The 18,676-nt window shown below is 41.8% G+C and carries 18 protein-coding genes; 7 read left to right on the top strand and 11 right to left on the bottom strand.

Going from position 1 to position 18,676, the window contains the following annotated elements:
- Window positions 1-23: 23 nt before the first annotated feature.
- Complete coding sequence (locus P2W82_RS22530) at window positions 24-1,838, bottom strand: M61 family metallopeptidase (protein WP_336518213.1); 1,815 nt, start codon at window positions 1,836-1,838, stop codon at window positions 24-26.
- 11 nt (window positions 1,839-1,849) lie between these two features.
- Here P2W82_RS22530 and P2W82_RS22525 point away from each other — a divergent pair, with 11 nt between their 5' ends.
- The 4 genes from P2W82_RS22525 to P2W82_RS22510 all read left to right on the top strand — a co-directional run bounded on the left by P2W82_RS22525 (window position 1,850) and on the right by P2W82_RS22510 (window position 8,713).
- Window positions 1,850-1,993 carry a hypothetical protein gene (locus tag P2W82_RS22525; RefSeq protein WP_336518212.1) on the top strand — a complete coding sequence of 48 codons (144 nt, stop codon included), beginning with the start codon at window positions 1,850-1,852 and terminating at the stop codon, window positions 1,991-1,993.
- Between the two features lie 1,018 nt (window positions 1,994-3,011).
- Window positions 3,012-3,506, top strand: a complete 495-nt coding sequence (locus tag P2W82_RS22520; protein WP_336518211.1) for an Hcp family type VI secretion system effector — start codon at window positions 3,012-3,014, stop codon at window positions 3,504-3,506.
- Between the two features lie 1,159 nt (window positions 3,507-4,665).
- Complete coding sequence (locus P2W82_RS22515; RefSeq protein ID WP_336518210.1) at window positions 4,666-7,803, top strand: PVC-type heme-binding CxxCH protein; 3,138 nt, start codon at window positions 4,666-4,668, stop codon at window positions 7,801-7,803.
- 1 nt (window position 7,804) lies between these two features.
- Entirely contained in the window at window positions 7,805-8,713 is a 909-nt protein-coding gene (locus tag P2W82_RS22510) for a hydroxypyruvate isomerase family protein (RefSeq protein ID WP_336518209.1), read from the top strand.
- 202 nt (window positions 8,714-8,915) lie between these two features.
- Here P2W82_RS22510 and P2W82_RS22505 read toward each other — a convergent pair whose 3' ends face one another.
- The 4 genes from P2W82_RS22505 to P2W82_RS22490 form a co-directional block, all read right to left on the bottom strand.
- Window positions 8,916-9,623 carry an SIMPL domain-containing protein gene (locus P2W82_RS22505; RefSeq protein WP_336518208.1) on the bottom strand — a complete coding sequence of 236 codons (708 nt, stop codon included), beginning with the start codon at window positions 9,621-9,623 and terminating at the stop codon, window positions 8,916-8,918.
- Window positions 9,624-11,131: 1,508 nt separating this feature from the next.
- Window positions 11,132-11,500 (bottom strand): hypothetical protein, encoded by a 369-nt coding sequence (locus P2W82_RS22500; protein ID WP_336518207.1) that lies wholly within the window; start codon window positions 11,498-11,500, stop codon window positions 11,132-11,134.
- 28 nt (window positions 11,501-11,528) lie between these two features.
- A complete protein-coding gene (locus tag P2W82_RS22495; protein WP_336518206.1) occupies window positions 11,529-11,681 on the bottom strand; it encodes a hypothetical protein in 153 nt (50 codons plus the stop codon).
- Window positions 11,678-11,839, bottom strand: coding sequence for a hypothetical protein (locus P2W82_RS22490; protein WP_336518205.1), 162 nt, complete (start codon window positions 11,837-11,839; stop codon window positions 11,678-11,680). The genes P2W82_RS22495 and P2W82_RS22490 overlap by 4 nt, the downstream gene beginning before the upstream one ends.
- A gap of 159 nt (window positions 11,840-11,998) precedes the next feature.
- Here P2W82_RS22490 and P2W82_RS22485 point away from each other — a divergent pair, with 159 nt between their 5' ends.
- Window positions 11,999-12,226, top strand: a complete 228-nt coding sequence (locus P2W82_RS22485; RefSeq protein ID WP_336518204.1) for a hypothetical protein — start codon at window positions 11,999-12,001, stop codon at window positions 12,224-12,226.
- Window positions 12,227-12,340: 114 nt separating this feature from the next.
- On the opposite strand, the gene P2W82_RS22480 is transcribed toward P2W82_RS22485, so the two are convergent.
- Window positions 12,341-12,862 carry a DinB family protein gene (locus tag P2W82_RS22480; RefSeq protein WP_336518203.1) on the bottom strand — a complete coding sequence of 174 codons (522 nt, stop codon included), beginning with the start codon at window positions 12,860-12,862 and terminating at the stop codon, window positions 12,341-12,343.
- A 272-nt stretch (window positions 12,863-13,134) separates the two neighbouring features.
- On the opposite strand from P2W82_RS22480, the gene P2W82_RS22475 reads away from it, so the two are divergent.
- Both P2W82_RS22475 and P2W82_RS22470 read left to right on the top strand, forming a co-directional pair.
- Window positions 13,135-15,006 carry a bZIP transcription factor gene (locus P2W82_RS22475; RefSeq protein WP_336518202.1) on the top strand — a complete coding sequence of 624 codons (1,872 nt, stop codon included), beginning with the start codon at window positions 13,135-13,137 and terminating at the stop codon, window positions 15,004-15,006.
- Window positions 15,007-15,030: 24 nt separating this feature from the next.
- The gene (locus P2W82_RS22470; RefSeq protein ID WP_336518201.1) at window positions 15,031-15,669 is read left to right on the top strand and encodes a T9SS type A sorting domain-containing protein; all 639 of its coding nucleotides are present in this window, start codon (window positions 15,031-15,033) and stop codon (window positions 15,667-15,669) included.
- Between the two features lie 91 nt (window positions 15,670-15,760).
- On the opposite strand, the gene P2W82_RS22465 is transcribed toward P2W82_RS22470, so the two are convergent.
- The 5 genes from P2W82_RS22465 to P2W82_RS22445 all read right to left on the bottom strand — a co-directional run bounded on the left by P2W82_RS22465 (window position 15,761) and on the right by P2W82_RS22445 (window position 18,671).
- Window positions 15,761-15,925, bottom strand: a complete 165-nt coding sequence (locus P2W82_RS22465; protein WP_336518200.1) for a hypothetical protein — start codon at window positions 15,923-15,925, stop codon at window positions 15,761-15,763.
- Window positions 15,926-16,432: 507 nt separating this feature from the next.
- On the bottom strand, window positions 16,433-16,984 hold the full coding sequence (locus P2W82_RS22460; RefSeq protein ID WP_336518199.1) for a DUF4256 domain-containing protein: 552 nt from the start codon (window positions 16,982-16,984) through the stop codon (window positions 16,433-16,435).
- A gap of 58 nt (window positions 16,985-17,042) precedes the next feature.
- Window positions 17,043-17,627, bottom strand: coding sequence for a YdeI/OmpD-associated family protein (locus P2W82_RS22455; RefSeq protein WP_336518198.1), 585 nt, complete (start codon window positions 17,625-17,627; stop codon window positions 17,043-17,045).
- A gap of 186 nt (window positions 17,628-17,813) precedes the next feature.
- Window positions 17,814-18,197, bottom strand: coding sequence for a DoxX family protein (locus P2W82_RS22450; RefSeq protein WP_336518197.1), 384 nt, complete (start codon window positions 18,195-18,197; stop codon window positions 17,814-17,816).
- Between the two features lie 6 nt (window positions 18,198-18,203).
- Window positions 18,204-18,671, bottom strand: coding sequence for an SRPBCC domain-containing protein (locus tag P2W82_RS22445; protein WP_336518196.1), 468 nt, complete (start codon window positions 18,669-18,671; stop codon window positions 18,204-18,206).
- Window positions 18,672-18,676 lie beyond the last annotated feature (5 nt).

Genomic DNA, 18,676 nt, shown 5'->3' with positions numbered 1-18,676 from the left:
GCAATTTCTGCATTCGAAAGATACTAATCAGCACGCTTCCATGAATTCAATATTTCCTTCTGTAAACGGTCAGGATTTTTTATCAGTGAAATACCAAATTTCTTTCCCCGCCGGCTGCCCAACTGAATGTCAGCCGACCCTTCTGTGTCGCCCCTTTTTGTTTTGCATTTCAATACCTCACCAGGTTTTTTGGTTAGAAGGATATCATTGATCACTTCAATATTGGGCTCACGGTCATCCAGGCTTAAAATGATATCTCCGACGCGCAAACCCGCGTTCCATGCAGGCCCGTTTTCTTCGACGCTATTCAGTGTCATCCATCCGCGCATCTGTATGCCCGTAGTAAAACCTGTATAAGCTTCATTGCTGACGGCCGTATCAACTTCCATTCCCGCATAAGCAAAATATTTCGGATAGTTTACCGGGGCGGTCGAGTTAACATAGCTGAAAACCTCATCCATCCTTCCTCCGGCAAATGACTCACACGCTGCCTGCAATTCTGCGTCGGTAAAACCACGTTTCAGTTCCTGGTAATATTTTTTATACAGAAAACGCATAACATCATCAAGACTGTATTTATTTTTTGTTCTGTGACGGATGTCGAAATCGATTATCATTCCAACGATACAACCTTTTTCATAATAAGAAATAGAACGATCTGCCTGCGTTTTGGTTTTTGAAAAAGGTGAATTGTCCCATGTAGCGAGACTGGATTCTGTAAGCGATTGAAATTTGTGACCGGGTTTATTCTCGTAGTTGCGGATGATATATTGAAAACTGCGGTTAATCTCAGCAAGATTCACAAGTCCACCCCGCAGCAACATCAGGTGAGCATAATAGTCAGTAACACCTTCGGAAAACCAGAGCAGCTTCGTATAGTTGGGACCGGAATAATCGAATGGACCTAGTTCTACCGGGCGAATTCTTTTTACATTATAATGATGGAAGTACTCGTGTGCAAGCAGTTTATAGTTGCGAAAACGGGCCTCCTTTGTAGAGAGAAAATCTTTTGTTCTGAAACCCACAACAGTAGAATTCACATGTTCGATTCCACCGCCACCGTAGCCAATAGAGAGAAAAGTATAATGTTGATACGGAATATCACCTATGACTTTGATCCCTGCGGCAGTCATCTTTTTCAGATCATTTACAAACATCGGACGATCGAGTTTCCCGATTTCATACCCGGTAAAATAATGCGGGATCTTATCGATAAAAAATGTTGAAAGTGTTTCAAGTTTACCCATAAGCATCGGGCAATCAAAAAGAACGTCAAAATTTTCAGCGCGATAAGTGTCAGTTTTGCCGGGAACCAGGTCAAGACCCGTTGCCACTGGTTCAGACCAGCTGGGATTATTCTCAACAGTAACTGTTACCGGTTTGTATGTTTCTTTATCTGCATAGAGATAGGTTCCGGTCGGTCCGATCAGGCCCCAGTTTTCGTCTACATATGGGAGTTCGATTGCCGGCCTCGTCGCATTGATCCGATAGCGAACAATGATTTTGCTTTCGCCATTTGTTGGAATGATCCAGTTATTTTTTACTGGTCGTGTCCAATTGAGCGATTTTCCAGATACGCCAGTTACTGAGAAACTATCAAGATTTGCGGCAAAGTCGATCAAAAAATATCCACCTGGATTCCATGCACACATTTTCAACAGCGCGGTATCACCCGGATTATTATAGGTTAATTCTACCAGGTAATAGTGTTTTGCGGGCTCAGGAATCCAAACGCGGTAGTGCATGCCGGATTCGCCTGGCTGTGCTCTGGCATTTCCTAATGAAAAAAGCAATAATGATACAACAAAGCGAGCCTTTTTACTTTTATAAAAATTCATTGTCCAAAGATATGGACAGAGCGGATTCATCGCCGGTGCTATTCACTTTGAATACAGTCAAATTTTCCCGCAGATTTCCGCTGATTGAATACACGCTGATTCGCGCAGAAGATTCAGTTGATTTTTCTATCCGCGAAAATCTGCGTGCCTTTTGATCTGCGAGATCTGCGGGAATAAGCTATTGTGTCCAAATCGAATTCTCAAAAAAAGAGAACCTATTGCACTACAGTCAAATTTTCCCGCAGATTTCCGCTGATTGAATACACGCTGATTCGCGCAGAAGCCTCAGTTGATTTTTCTATCCGCGAATATCTGCGTGCCTTTTGATCTGCGGGATCTGCGGGAAAAAGCTATTGTCTCCAAATCGAATGCTCGAAAACGAGAACCTATTGCACTACAGTCAAATTTTCCCGCAGATTTCCGCTGATTGAATACACGCAGATTCGCGCAGAAGATTCAGTTGATTTTTCTATCTGCGAAAATCTGCGTGCCTTTTGATCTGCGAGATCTGCGGGAAAAAGCTATTGTCTTCAAATTGAATGCTCGAAAACGAGAACCTATTACGCTACAGTCAAATTTTCCCGCAGATTTCCGCTGATTGAATACACGCAGATTCGCGCAGAAGCTTCAGTTGATTTTTTTTATCCGCGAAAATCTGCGTGCCTTTTGATCTGCGGGATCTGCGGGAGAAAGCTATTGTCTCCAAATCGAATGCTCGAAAACGAGAACCTATTGCACTACAGTCAAATTTTCCCGCAGATTTCCGCTGATTGAATGCACGCTGATTCGCGCAGAAGCTTCAGTTGAATTTTTTATAAGCGAAAGTCTGCGTGCCTTTTGATCTGCGAGATCTGCGGGAAAAAGCTATTGTCTCCAAATCGAATGCTCGAAAATGAGAACCTATTGCACTACAGTCAAATTTTCCCGCAGATTTCCGCTGATTGAATACACGCAGATTCGCGCAGAAGCTTCAGTTGATTTTTCTATCCGCGAATATCTGCGTGCCTTTTGATCTGCGAGATCTGCGGGAAAAACCCAATCGCTACCAGAAAACATACAAAGTATAGCTTAGGATGAGTGCCTTTAGTTAAACATGCTCCCTCGAAACTTTCCTGAAAAAGTTTACCTTAATAGTCTTCATTCAACTCTCACTAAAAAAAAGGAGCGTATACCATGGCTAACAATGCATTCCTTAGTTTCTTCGACAAAGCAGATGGAGAGTCGATCGTAAAAGGAAAAGAAAAATGGGTTGAGGTCCAGGGATGGGATTGGGAAGTAGAGGCCGAATCCAGCTGGACAAAGGGCGGCGGCGCAAGCGTCGGAAAACCCAATCCCGGCAAATTGAATTTCGAACATCGATTTGACTCATCCTCTACTGTAATCCTGGGTTTCATCTGTTCCGGCAAATCTTTCCCGAAAGCCGAATTACAGATCGCAAAGCAAGGTGGAAGAGCTGTGCCGGAGACTTTTTTTACTATGACAATGGAAAGCGTATTTATCACAAAAGCATCCAATTTTGGAACTGCCGATGGTACGATCATCCAGAAAGTAGAATTAGTATTTAAGACAGTGAAGATTGAGTACAAAGTTCAGGACAACAGGACTGGCGCATTTGGGTCGCCCAAAAACTTTGCCTGGGATATCAGTTCTGGAATAGTATCGCCGTGAAATGTTTTAAGTTTTAAGTTTCAGGTGGTAAGTTTCAGGTACGTTCATACGAACGGTAAATGTATCTTGTACTGCGGCAGGTGACAAGTCTGTTTGCATCAATCAAATTGTTTAAGAGAGAGGGAGGAGATAAACAGTATGCTGTAGTTTACAGTTTACAGAATAGTGTTTGTAGACAGTGCTTGCGTTATCATCCTGATATTTATCACTATGAACGGGGATTGAGGGCGACCGTGGTGTCTTCGCATTGTTTTTAAAACTGCTATGAAAATGCGGATCAATTGAAAATCTCAAGCTCGTTGGTACAAACGCAGTTGTACAGTGCCGCCACTTTACATGAAAATATCATTCTGAGCACAGCGATATTTCCATTTTCATTCTTTTTGGATTGATCTTTTTAAAATAATAAATCCAAAAAATATTTTAAACCGAGGGGTGAGTTATGGTCGCTCAATCGTCATTAGCATTATGACGATTGTGTGAACCTATGCTACATTTTCATCTTTCAGGGAAAATATGACGGTCAGCAGGTGCACCAAATAACATCATCCTGATAGAACCAATGGTTAAGCCAATGGTGATCGCAGGTCCGGTTGCAAATCAATTTGAAGCATTGCTGTTCCGAAAAACAAACCAAATCTGAATAATTTCCAAGAGGAATTGCGATGAAAAAAAAGCAAAAATAAAAGAGACAATAGAAATCAAAAGTCCATAGAATTGGACTGTATAAGTGAGATTGATTAAATAACAATTGTGCCGAGCCTGCAACGATGAAAACGCATATCACTATCGGGAAGACAATTTCCTTTCGTTGAGTTTCCAATGAAGAAACATTTTCTGAATACAGTTCTGACATTTCAGAAATGTATCGGATAAAAGTGGTGATTGAAAGGTAAACCTTGCCAATATTGTAAAGATGTGCAATTATTTAAATTCCGGTTTCTTACCTTTTTACCGCATTCGTATCAACCCGGTTTTATATTCAACATCGCAGATCATAAACCTGAATCAGACGGTAAGACGGCAATGAAAGAAAGGAACGATAAATGGCTCATTTGGTATATATGGATACAATAGAAGAGGTGCTACCGATCGATCTTCATACATTAACAATTTCAAATATTCTATCTTAGAAAGAACGACTCAACAAGCTTTGCGTATGACTACTATTATCCGCTGTTTGCTATTGTGCTGCATATTCACTGCGTGCTCAACAAAAGATCCCAAATCTACATCTGCTGAAAACAAAACCGGTCCACAGGTACCTGACGGTTTTATCATTGAAATGGCTGCGGATTCAACTTTGGTCGATTTTCCTATGTTCAGCACACTCGATGAATATGGCCGACTCTTTGTGTTTGAATCAACAGGAGATAAATACAAAGAATCGCAGGACGCTATCGACAGTCCGCAATTCAGAATTAATCTTCTCGAGGATACAAATGCTGATGGCAAATATGATAAGAGTACGATATATGCCGATAAAGTTGGATTTCCACAGGGAGGTGTATTTTATAAAGGATCACTTTATGCTTCTTCTGCACCCGATCTTATAAAATTTACAGATACCAATAATGATGGGGTGGCAGATACCCGCGAAGTAATCTTATCAGGCTGGACCTTAAATGTAAACGCCAACAGTCTTGTAGGCCCGTCGTTATCGCCAGATGGTTGGTTTTATATGAACAATGCCATTATGGGATTTGATGTTACGACAAAAGAAGGACAGCATCTGAAAGGCGCAACGGCAAGAACCTGGCGCTTACGACCTGATGGCAGTGGTCTCGAATGGATATCTGCAGGAGGGATGAATAATCCGGTTGAGCTGGCTTACACTGAAGCAGCAGAACCCATCGGTACGGAAACTTATTTCCAGGAACCCGCTGCAGGTGAACGCGATGCACTGGTATACTGGATTGAAGGTGGTGTATATCCAAAACCAAATAACAATATCAAGCGGGACAAACTTCCGCTGACCGGTGATCTTATGCCGGTGGTTACGAAATATTCACGCGTTGCACCATCAGGTATCGGGCGATATCGTTCAGCAGCATTTGGAGACGACTTTAAGGATAATATGTTCAGCGCTCAATTCAATACGCATCGTGTGCTCCGGCATAAAGTGTTCAGACAAGGCGCATCATTCAGAACCGAAGACGAGATCTTTTTCTGGAACAACAGCAATGAAGATTTTCATCCTACCGATGTGCATGAAGATGCAGATGGAAGTCTGCTTGTTGTGGAAACAGGGGGATGGTTCATCAAAGGCTGCCCTTTATCACAGGTATCGAAGCCGCAATTGAAAGGAGCCATATATCGTGTTCGTAAAAAAGATGCAAAACGTGCAGAAGATCCATACGGAAATAAAATCGAATGGACGAAGCTTTCGGCTGATGAACTAGTAAAATACCTGGAAGATCCTAATGCTTTTCTTGCTGATCGTGCGCAACAGGCATTGGTTGATGGCGGTGACGCATCTGCTGCGGCACTCAAACGAATGCTGGCGACATCAAAAGATGTTAATGCTAGAACAAAAGCGGTATTTGCACTCTATCGTATCGGAACTACAAACGCAATGGAAGGCGTTCGTTCCGCATTGAAAGATGCAGATGTACAGGTAAGTGTTGCTGCTGCCAGATCGATTGGTATGGCTAAAGATAAACAGGCAATGCCCGATCTTTTGAAAATGATTGCGACAGGACCCGATGCGTTGAAACGCCAGGCAGCAACCGCGCTCGGACAAATTGCTGATAAATCATGCACGTCCGCATTGATCGATGCATCAGCAAAGACCGATGATCGTTTTATCAGGCATGCGATCATTCACTCGCTGATGACCATCAACGATGTGAATGCAGTACGTGCACGTCTCTCAGATACATCAGCCCGAGTGCAGGAAGCTGTAATCATTACGCTGGACCAGATGCCAAATTCACCAATTACCGTAAAAGAACTCACGCCATTTCTTACAAATAAAAATAAGAAACTACAACAGATTGCCCTCTGGGCAGCATCACATCATCCGGAATGGAGCACAGATATGATTGCATTTATAGACAAACAATTGAAGGGAAATGAATCCTTAGCTGAAAATAAATTGTTGTCGGATATGCTGATTTCATTCGGCAATGAACCCACCATGCAAAAGTTCATTGCTGAAAAGCTTGTTTCTGCTTCACGGGATCGTCAGCTCTTTTTGCTTGACGGTATTATGCGTATGAAGATGAAAGAATTTCCGGCTGTATGGATAACAAGCATCGCTTCAATCCTGGATGGAAAGGCAGATGCTTTGGTAAAATCGAAAGCTATTGAACTTGTACAGTTACGTAGCATAAAAACACTCGGCAACCATCTTGCCTCTGTCGCAAATGATAAACAAAATCCTGCGCCGCTTCGCATGCAGGCTATTGAAGCGGTAAGTGCTGAAACAAAAAAACCTAATGATGAGAATTTCAATTTCCTGGTGGAACAGCTTTTACAAAAAGGAGAAATTGCAAATGCACAGCAGGCCGCTGCAATTCTTGAAAAATCTGAACTGACAGATAGTGAGTTGAAAATTCTTGCTGACAAATATCTTCCGCAGGCCGATCCTTTTATTCTTCCAAAATTGATAACTGCATTCCAGGGCGAACATTCTGCTGAAATTGGAAAATCGCTGGCAACAACTCTTGCGAATTCATCAACGCTGGATGGATATTCCGAAGAACGGTTGCGAAAAGTTTTTGAAAAATATCCTGCAGATGTCAAACCAGAAGTTGACAAGCTGATAGGGAAACTGAATACTGTTCATGCTGATCGAATCAAATACCTTAAAGAAATTGAAGCTGGTCTTGGCGAAGGTGTTCTCGACAATGGACGTGCTTTATTCTTCGGAAAAGCAACCTGCTACACCTGCCATAAGATTGGTCCCGAAGGCGGACAATTCGGACCAGACCTCACCTCTATTCAACGCGACCGCTCGACACACGATTTACTCGAAGCCATTGTTTACCCGAGTGCTTCTTTCGTGAGAGAATTTGAAACCTATAAAATAAAAACGCCGGGTGGTGAGCATACAGGAATCATCAAAAGCAAAACGCCTGACGAAGTCATTCTCGCGACATCACTTCAAAGCTCGATCCGTATTCCAAATTCTGATATCAGGGGCACTGTACAAACAGATGTTTCGATGATGCCGCAGGGTCTGGATAAATTATTAACGAAAAAAGAGATGGCTGACCTGATGGCTTTCCTGCAAGGCCAGGACCAGGATCCGGAAACAGATCAGAGAATTCTCAGACACACAGTAGATAAATAACATGCAAAGAAGAAAATTTATAGAACAATCGCTTTTCGGTGGTGCTGCACTGTTGGGTACTCCCGAATTGAAAAATGTTGAATATGCCAGGGCTTTCAACATGAAGTTCTCGCCCGAATTTGGAATTTTTAAAGCCGCGTCGGGTGACAGCCTTGCTGACCAGATCAGGTGGGGATACGACCAGGGATTTCGTGCATGGGAGAACACCGGTTTGAAGTCACGTCCTGTAAGCGAACAGGAAACGATCAGTAAAACTGTTCAGCAGCTGGGTATGGAGTTCGGTCAGTTTGTAGGTACAATGACTTTTGAACACGTGACTTTCGCAGGAAAAGATGCATCTGCACGTGAGGCGGTACTCAATGATATCAGGCAGTCCGTGGAGATTGCCAAACGCATGAATACAAAGTTTGTACACAATGTACTCGGCATGAGTGACAAGAAACTTCCCTATGATTTCCAGATGGCAAATGCAATTGAGTTACTCAAACGCATTGCAGAAATTTATGAACCGCATGGTATCATCATGGTGATGGAATCCATGAATCACAAGACCGATCATCCGGGAATGTTTCTTCACACTATCCCCCAGGCATATGCGCTGGCGAAAGCAGCAGGCAGTCCCAGTATTAAAGTGTTGTTTGATTTTTATCATGTACAGATTGAAGAAGGAAATCTGCTGAAGACCCTGGATTATGCTTATGATGAAATTGCCTATTATCAGCTTGCAGACAATCCGGGTAGAACAGAACCCACGACAGGCGAGATCAATTATGTAAATGTTCTGCAACACCTATACAACAAAGGTTACAGGGGATTTATGGGTTTGGAACATCGCACAAAAAAGCCTGGCAGGGAAGGCGCTTTGGCGGCGCTGGAAGCTTACCGGGCAATCGATCCCAAACCGCTCTAGGAAACAGTCAGCAGATATTACTCAGTGTTCGCGACGTCCCCAGCATTCTGTATCCTGTATTCGTATTATTCTGCTCCTATTCTCTTCAGCCCCTCCGGCTGTTCCTTATTGCCATATTTGTTGGTGTTCCACGAATCAATATTTCTCAAATGAAATCGGCTGGAACACCAACAAATATAAAAAATTGCATTTTTGTCTCTTTTTATTTCAAAACGAATTTTGCATCAATGGAAGCAGTGATTCTTATTTTTTCAAAATCAACCTGCGCCAGCTCTTTTTTGTCAGCCCCCATTGTTCCGTAACCCCTGATCACCACTTCAGCTGAACGATCCCGGTATTGATTATGTAAAGGTTCCGTATTTACATCAGTAATATGAATGGCAGCACCGGCAGATTGTCCTAAGGGTTGAGTCAGTGCGATGGCTCTTTTCTTTGCATCAGCCATGGCTTTGCTTCGCATCTGGTTACGGATTTCATTATATGCTGTATGATCGACTCTATCGATTGAAGCGTTGGAAACATCCATTTCTTCCAGCATGATAAATACACGGGTAACCGTAACCGCATCTTTTACCTTCAAAGTATAGACCTTGGTTTTAATGACATCTTTATTTTTGAGCAGGTAGTATTTGAAGTTGCTGGATATATCGGATGCTGACAGATCTTTTTCGGTATCGATACCAAGACCTTTCAATCCGGTAACCATTTTCTTTTCGAGATCTTCTATCGAAACTTTGTCGCGCGTGTCTTTTTCAGAAAGAGGAATGCGAATGTATATTTCATCGGGAATTACCAGTGTATCAGCATAGCCGTTAACTTCTATATATGGCTGATCGATAAAATTCTTTGATTGAGAAAATCCAAAACTAAAAGCAAACATCATCAGGCTTAGAGCAAATAATCTTTTCATTTGATTCTTTTCGCAAATGATGCGGGGATTTTGCAGATTACATAAGAGCTCTGTAAGGCTTTTTACCTCCGAAGGTGTTTTAACAATTCGTAAATAATCATGGATGTCTTAGAAACTGCAGCATATTTATTCTGACTATGCTGCTTATGCGATGGTCATAGCCCATTCTGTTTCCAGAAAATTGGCCGAGCCTACGGCTCTTGTTTTTTTCATGCCATTCTTACGGCGGATTGAAATCCGCCGCTATAAGATAGACCGAGCCTACGGCTCTATTATATCATCGTGCCTTCGGCACTTGCATGTTAATGATTGAGATTTCGTGAAGTATTTGTCTTTCAAATAATCCATCAGAGCCGTAGTATCGACAATTTTATAACCCCGGATTTTAATCCATCGAGCCTACGGTTCTAAGGTAAGCCTATGAAACAATGCTTTAGCGCAAACAGAATTTCGAAAACTGATTTTTGCACCTGCCGAAAAATTGCAAGTGTCGAAGGCACGACGACTTCACAGTGCTGAAAGCACGATATCTAAAAGAGCCGTAGGCTCGATGATCTTATAGCCCCGGATTTTAATCCGGGGCACGGCGCAAACAAAAGAAAAGATCCGTAGGATCGACCAATCTTTTTTACAAACGTAATGCTGCTAAACCTGTTCGAAAGGAATACCAGAGCATTGAAAATGTCTGATTGAAGGGATTATCTGATTGGATATCATCAGTTAACAATTTTACATTATAAATTCTACCCTATGCTATCAGAATCCGATGTAACATGGGTTGTGCTTTCGGATCTGAGGTACGCTGTTGAAAAAATGTAGCCCAAACCGTTTTCGAAAACTGATTTTTGCACCTGCCGAAAAATTGCAAGTGTCGAAGGCACGACGACTTCACAGTGCTGAAAGCACGATATCTAAAAGAGCCGTAGGCTCGATGGTCTTATAACTCCGGATTTTAATCCGGGGCACGGCGCAAACAAAAGAAAAGATCCGTAGGATCGACCAATCTTTTGGAAACGTAATGCTGCTAAACCTGTTCGAAAGGAATACCAGAGCATTGAAAATGTCTGATTGAAGGGATTATCAGATTGGATATCATCAGTTAACAATTTCCATTATAAATTCTACCCTATACTATCAGAATCCGATGTAACATGGGTTGTGCTTTCGGCTCTGAGGTACGCTGTTGAAAAAATGTAGCCCAAACCGTTTTCGAAAACCTGATTTTTGCACCTGCCGAAAAATTGCAAGTGTCGAAGGCACGACGACTTCACGGTGCTGAAAGCACGATATCTAAAAGAGCCGTAGGCTCGATAATCTTATAACCCCGGATTTTAATCCGGGGCACGGCGCAACAAAACAAAAGATCCGTAGGATCGACCAATCTTTTTTAGAAACGTAGCGCTTGATGAAGGTTCCAAAACCCTACTCCGAAAATTAAAAATGTTTCGAATAAAAAAGATTATAAGCGACCTGAATGTCCGATAGCCAAATAACTTACATCAGAAACACTACCCTCTTCTATCTGAAATTTCAGCACTTATTATTCCATACAAGATAAAACCGAGACAAAAGACCAGCAAACCTAAAATCATTTTCAGAAAAACGGATTTATAATTGATTTGTCTGAATCTTGCAGGAGAAAAAAGCAAAACGATTGCGTACCAGAATAAAATATTCAGCAGGTAACTCAATATAGTAGAAAATATTCCCGGAAGAATCAATGAAGAGCCACTGAATAAATATCCAAAAGGGAACAATGCAATCGCTTCCGCGATTCGGTTAGGTTTATCCTGGTCGGTCAGCGCATCCAATATCGAATATAGCCATGCCAATGTTAGTGGCAATGTGATGCATAGCAACAGCCAGGGTTTTATCAACGAAGATTTTGATTTCAAGAATCTTTGGTCATCTGCCTGCAAGTCCGTTCCAATTGTTTCCTGCAAGAATGTTTTTATATCCGGCGATTTTTACCCAATAAATAATCCCGCAAATCATTGCAGCAATTACCGCAGGAATAGTGATACCAGGAATAAAAGCCATACAATTAAGAATGCTCATGGCGTGCCGATATTAAAGCCTGGTCGTGATTCATCGAGTTGCAGACTCCTGCTTTTAGCTTCGGCTTTGATCGAATCTGAGATGTTCAGTACTACTAGAAAATGCCAGACAGCCCCAAAAAATGGTATAAGTGTAAGCCAGACTTTTTCAGGAGACATTTTCCTGTTTTCAGGTGAAACCGATTTTAGCGCCGTTTGAAGTGTGAGAAGATAAAATACACTGCTAACAATTACCAGCACAAAAGGAATTACAATAAATAGCCACTACATTCCGCATGGCATATTTAAAAGTAAAGTCATGTTTGATGTTTACAGGTTATGAGTAAAGTACCAGGTTACACAACACCATGGCGCAACTGCCATGGAAGTTTAAATTTGCTTCTTCCAAAATACAGAATTTATTTTGCAGCGGGAGGAAATGTACCTGGTTTTATAAAAACCCATTGTTACGACGACGTAATTGCCGGCACAGGACGGGTCGTGTTCACTACTCCACGCGACGCTGATGAAACTATGCTGTCGCGCAATCAGAATTCCGAAACCTGATTTATGAACTTGCCGAAGAGTTACAAGTGCTGCTGGCACGACGACATCCAAGTGCCGAAGGCACGAGAATATATAGATCCCTGGGATCAACAAATATTCCGGAATACAATTTATTCATTCTTTTCGCAATCCAAAATCATAACGCTCGTGGATTACACGTTTCAGTAATCCGATCTGCCCACAGTGATACATCGTGTGTTTGATGTTCCAGTCCAACGCTTCCCGTTTTATTTTTGCTATCGGATGAGGTATTGGAGTTGGCTCGAGTGCATGATCAAGATCATCTGGTGATAAATTTTCAAGAATATGGATCGACTTTTCCTGCACAATTTTTAAGTACTCCAGCAGCTCTTCCGGTTTTGTTTTTCCAACGCAAACCATTGGAGAACCGTCGGTGAAAAATGCATTGTACTCTTTCAACGGAACCATTTTTAGTACATCCATCTGATGACCTGCCACAACCATAATAGAATGATAATAATTACTCATGATCAGGTGACCCGCCTGCCAGGTGACATTTGTTTCCAAAATCCCGGGTGTTATATCCCATTTTTCAAATGGAATCGAATTCAAAAATGTATTCGTCCATTGATACGTATCCAGGGTTTGTGTGATCAGGATATCTTTCTCCGTCATTTAAAGTTTGTTTTCATTTGAATTTACTGAAGTGTTAGTTGTTTTGGTTTGCTGGGTTTTAAGTAACCCGGATCAGAACCGGCATTTCTTCCCGGATTGTGCACTGGTGTAAATATTTTGGCAAATGCGAACACCGCTTCAAAAAAAATCTTAAATTCCATATGCTCCATTAAATTCTTTTTTCAGCAACGCTGAATTTCCAGGCTCTCTTCCTAGCTCCGCCACCTAAAACCTGCCCTGAATTTCCTGAACAAATTAAACCGTAAATTTTTATGAAACAACATTTGCAATCCCTGATGGCAAAAGCAATTTTTTCTATCATTGCCTTACTGTTTCACTACCATCTTTCCGCACAGAATGTATTTCCCGCTACCGGGAATGTCGGTATCGGAACTGCTGCTCCGTCATCATCGGCTTTACTTGAAGTTAAATCGACCAATAGTGGAATCCTGATTCCTCGTATGACACAGGCGCAACGCGACCTCATTCCTACTTCAACAGCTGTGAATGGTTTACTCATTTACCAGACAAACAATCTGCCGGGATTTTATTACTACAACAACGGATGGGTTGCCATCGGGGCCAACACTTCACTTTCCAATCTGAGCGCCACTACACTCATCAATGCAAGCTTATCACCCGGTGTTACCAATACATTAACGCTTGGAACAACATTGAAAAGATGGAGTAATATCCATACATACGGAGTTACTTTCGCTGATGGTTCCGTTCAATCTTCCGCCGCATCTCCTGCCTGGAAATCATCAGGACCGAACGTTTATTTTACCACAGGCAACGCGGGCATCGGAACAAATGTGCCTGCGGAATCAGCAATACTTGATATAAAATCGACTACCAAAGGCTTACTCATTCCGCGTATGACACAAGCGCAACGCGACGCCATTCTGGTTTCCGCGGCAATAAATGGTTTGCTGATTTATCAGACCAACAATGCACCTGGCTTTTATTATTACAGTAATGGCTGGATACCGCTGGGGGTAAATTCAGCCTTATCAAATCTGAGCCCGAATACACTGATCAACTCAGGCCTTACACCCGGGATAACAAACAACCTTACATTAGGCACTGCAGCAAAGCGCTGGAAAAATCTTTATACCCATGCGATAACCTTTCCTGATGGAACTGTTCAGTCCACTGCAGCTTCTGCTTCCAGCCAATGGAAATCCGGAACTGGTACGATCTATTTTAATACAGGCAAAGTTGGTATGGGAACCAATGCACCATTGACAACTTTACATGTCGTGGGCGATCAAACTATGGGTGGCAATTTCAGATTTACTTCGGATACCCAGTCGATTCAATTCGCGAATCCCGTACTCAGGCCTGCACCAATGATGTACTTTTTCGAGTCGGGCATACAAAATCCCGATCGAATGGTATTTGCACACTCTCCCACATTTCCAAACTGGGGACTACAGTATGTGGATGTAAATGATCGTTTTGAATTTCTAGGTGCTGGTATTTCAAGGTTGTCAATCAATCTCGGTACAGGAAATATCGGCATTGGCACTTCCGAACCAGTATCCAAATTTCATATAGTGGGTTCGCAGACCCTGGCGGGTAACCTGACTTTCACCGAAGGAACCCAATCCATACAATTTGCAAATCCTGGTGCTACACCTAATCCGATGATGTTCATGTTTGCATCAGGAACAGTAAATACAGAACGAATGGTGATCGCTCACTCACCGGCATATCCAACGTGGGGACTTCGTTATACTGATGCCAGTGATAAATTTGATTTTATCGGTGCCGGTACGTCAAGAATGACAATAAGTCTCGGTAGTGGTAATGTAGGCATTGGTGTTACCTCCCCGGCGTATAAACTGGAAGTCTGCGGAACAATTCGTGCTAAAGAAGTGCGGGTGGAAACGGGATGGTGTGACTATGTTTTTGAAAAAGATTATAAACTCAGAACACTTGAAGAACTTGAAAGCTATATCAATGCAAATAAACATCTGCCCGGAATTGCTCCGGCCGCTGAAGTAGAAAAAGAAGGTTTGAAAGTAGCTGAAATGAATAAAGCCATGATGGAAAAAATTGAAGAACTCACCCTTTATGTAATTCAACTAAGCAAGGAGAACAAAAAATTACAGGAAGAAATTAATGCGCTGAAGAAATAATCTCCATCATTCAAATAAATCATCATGAAAAAATATACCGAATTCGCTCACATTAATCACCTTTCGCCCTTGCTGATCGTTATAATGCTCATACCGGTTTGCCTGCATGCGCAGAAAAAAAACATTACCTCATTGAATTCCGTTGCTGCAACATATAAAAAAGTGTGCGGCGATTTTTCCAGTGCGGAAAATTCGATATACAGTAATTCTGTATTGGCCGCCGGAGAAGATTGCAATACGATCATCAGGGAAAGCAGCTCGACAATCTATTTTACGGCGCGCGAAAAAATCATTTTATATCCGGGATTTACTGCAGTTGCAGGCTCAAATTTTGTTGCACGCATTGATTCAACAATGGCAACAGAAAGTAAAATTGCAGAGTCACCTTTATTTAACGACAAATTAAATTCTACGAATTTTTCTGTTTCTCCGAACCCTTTCAATGAGGGATTAATGGCGATTGTCAATTCCGCAAAATCAGGTAAAGCGCAAATTTCCATTTACAATGCGCAGGGATCGAAACTAAAAACGACGAACAGTATAAACCTCATCAAGGGTGCGAATAAGATACCGTTAAACTATCCGGATCTCGCTCCAGGCGTGTACATGCTTGAAGTAAATTATGGCGACTTAAAAATGGTGAAGAAAATTATTAAAGAATAAACGGTAAATGATCGACAGAAGACAATAGAAAACAAGTAGGTTCACGATTGACACATCAGGTGATCAGTAAGTGAAAAGATAAAATAATTTGTTATCCGGTTTCCGGGACTTCATTCCGGAACGTACCGCCTGTCGTTACAGCAATCATGTGTACAATCTCATCATATTCCCAGGAAACGATATCCCTGCCAAACAGGATCAATTCGCCATCATAATCGATTGCCAATCGATGATCACCGTGCATTTCGTTGATCACTTTCTATTCCGTTTCAAATCCGTGGTAATCAAGGTTTTTTCCTTTGAGCGGATGCCCGGTTAATTGCGGCTTTGAAAGAAAACGAAAAAGATCGGATTTTCGAAACCTCAAGGCGATGTACATTCCTGGTGAAAATACCCGATTGAATGATCTGGAATTCACTTTTACGGATAAGTAACGCTTCATACGTCCCGGCGGAATTGAGAAACCTGGTGACCGCCAGAAAACAAATGACCGCGCCGGCAGCAAAAAGAAAAATATTGATTCCTGATGACTCTTCATTAAGAAGTTGATAAATTAAGAATACGCCGGGTACCAGATACATAAAAGCCTTTATAAGAAACTAGTGTTTTGATCTGTCACCAAACCCTTTTTTCAGCGTAATCAGTTTGCCATCCGACACCTCTTTTACAGGTAATGAAAAATCCAAAAGATTCTTTTTTTTAAAGAAACAGATGCTTCTCAGCAATGTACAAAAAGTCAATTTTTTGAAAAATTGAAACCACATCAAACCCTTATCGAACCGCGAAATCCTCTTGCCGCATAATAAGATTCTGCACCGTTATGGTAAAGAAACACCTGGTTGTACCGACGATCACAAAACAAGGCACCGCCCAGTTTTCGTACAGATGGCGTGGTTTCAATCCAGCTGGAAGTTTTTGTATCAAAATTTCCCAACGCCTGTAAGCTCCGGTACTCCTCTTCATTTAAAATCTTTATTCCCATGTCAGCGGCCATATTGATAGCGCTGTTTTCAGGTTTGTGCTCTTTTCTGGACTCGAGTGCTTCATGATCATAGCATACACTTCTGCGGCCTTTCGGACTTTCGGCTGCACAATCGACGAAAATAAATTCTCCGGTCTTTTTATCTGCTCCAACTACATCGGGTTCGCCACCAGTTATCTCCATTTGATTGATTGATGCTAGTTTTCCAGGATTTGATCTCAGCTTTACTTCTACTTCTGCCCATTCGACTCCCTTATGCCGGTTCATGTTTTTTTCAAACCGGACTTTTAAAATGTTGATGAGTTCCTGCTGCTGACCTGCTGATAATTTCATGGCAAGCGATTTAGATATTATTAGATTATTTTCTACAGTAATAAAGGAAGACATTGATCTATTCATCATTCAGCCCCTTCCCGTCGAGAATATGCTGCTCATATTTTTCAATCCTCGATTCGCGCGTATTCGACTGTTTGGCCTGTGCGAAATACAAAAGATATCCTCTCTGCCGCCCCGGGGTCAATGCATAAAATGCTTTTTTTAGCGCAGCACTTTTATTTAATCGTTTCTCAAATTCTTCAGGCATTTCGAATTCTTTTGTTTTTTTCAGTTTCACACTCATTCCTGCTTTCTCCACTTCGATTGCCTGGTAGACATAAGCCTTCAGATCAGCTTTTAATTTGGTAATTTCCTTCGCATCCTTAAAACGGATCTGTCGGGCGGCCTGTACATTTTTTGTTTGCTGAATAAGAATTTCTTTCGGATCATTCAGTAACGCGCCTTTGAAGAAAAGCATCGCACAATAATCTTTAAAATCATGAATCAATACGATGTTCGCGTTCTGATAAGTATAGCAGGGCACACCCCATTTCAATGCTTCTTCTAATCCGCAATCGAGAATGATTTTTCTAAGCAATCCGACCTCCTTCTGCCACTGGCCTTTATTGAAATAGAAATCTACGCGTGGATTGGTGTTCATTGGAGTAGAAGGTTTAATATTTAAAGTTGAAGGTTTAAAGTCAGAAGTTAAAAGTTCTAAGTATTAAATTATATGTTAGCTTATTCAAGTGTCAAATTCATCTGGTTCTGCGACGAGATCCAACCTTTATGCTACCGAAGGAGCATCTTTTTTGTAGCCGCATGAAAGGCGGGATGGAGATAAAAATTACGACATTGACGCTATCCCTTTTCTGCTGGCAGGCCGGAAATACCAGGAGACAATTGTAAGCACAATCAGCAGTATCGGTCCGAAATATTCCTTCGCGACGTCATTCATTGCAAAATGTGAAAACACTGCGCCTGTCATCGTGAAAAAGAAACCCGCATAGGCCCATTCTTTCAATAATGGATATTTCGGTATCAAAACTGCGACGATCCCTAACAGTTTCCAAATACCGATGATCGTCATAAAATAGATCGGGTATCCAAGATCCGTAAACAAAGTGACCTCATCTTTATGGTTCATCACCTGCATTATTCCACTCGTTGCCATTCCCAGGGAAAGCCAGATCGTAGCAATCCAGTAAATGAGCTTGTTTCTCTTTGACATCATTACTTATTTTAGTTTGCCTGCAATTTCCTGTAATCGGTTATGCGCCATGTTCAGGCCCTGTTTAAAAGGAAGTTTCAACATCTGGTCGCGGAACTCCACTGTCCGGTACACGATCTGCATAGTCAGTTTACTCGTTTCTTCCGTCAGACTCTCAAATTCAAGAAACTCAAGTTGCACTGCAAACGGCGAGTTCTCCATTTCAAAAGTCCGTGTGATTTTTTCATTGGCAACAAATTCATGTATTACACCGTTGGCACTGAATACCACATTTCCATTCGGGTCACTGGTTTCAAATCGCCAGCCGCCATATTTTTTATTCTCAAGCATTATCACTTTTGTATTCATCCATTGTTCAACAAGCCCGGCCTCTTCATAAGCTTTAAATAATAAGTCCAGCGGTAAATCAAATTCCCTCGTGATTACGAGATCCTGTTTGCCCTCTTCGGAAGCAATCTTTGTTTTAAGTTCCATGCCAA

This window comes from Pollutibacter soli, assembly GCA_029269725.1.
GTDB lineage: Bacteria > Bacteroidota > Bacteroidia > Chitinophagales > Chitinophagaceae > Pollutibacter > Pollutibacter soli.
Note: the sequence above shows the minus strand (reverse complement) of the source record. Positions and strands in the feature narration are given on the sequence as shown.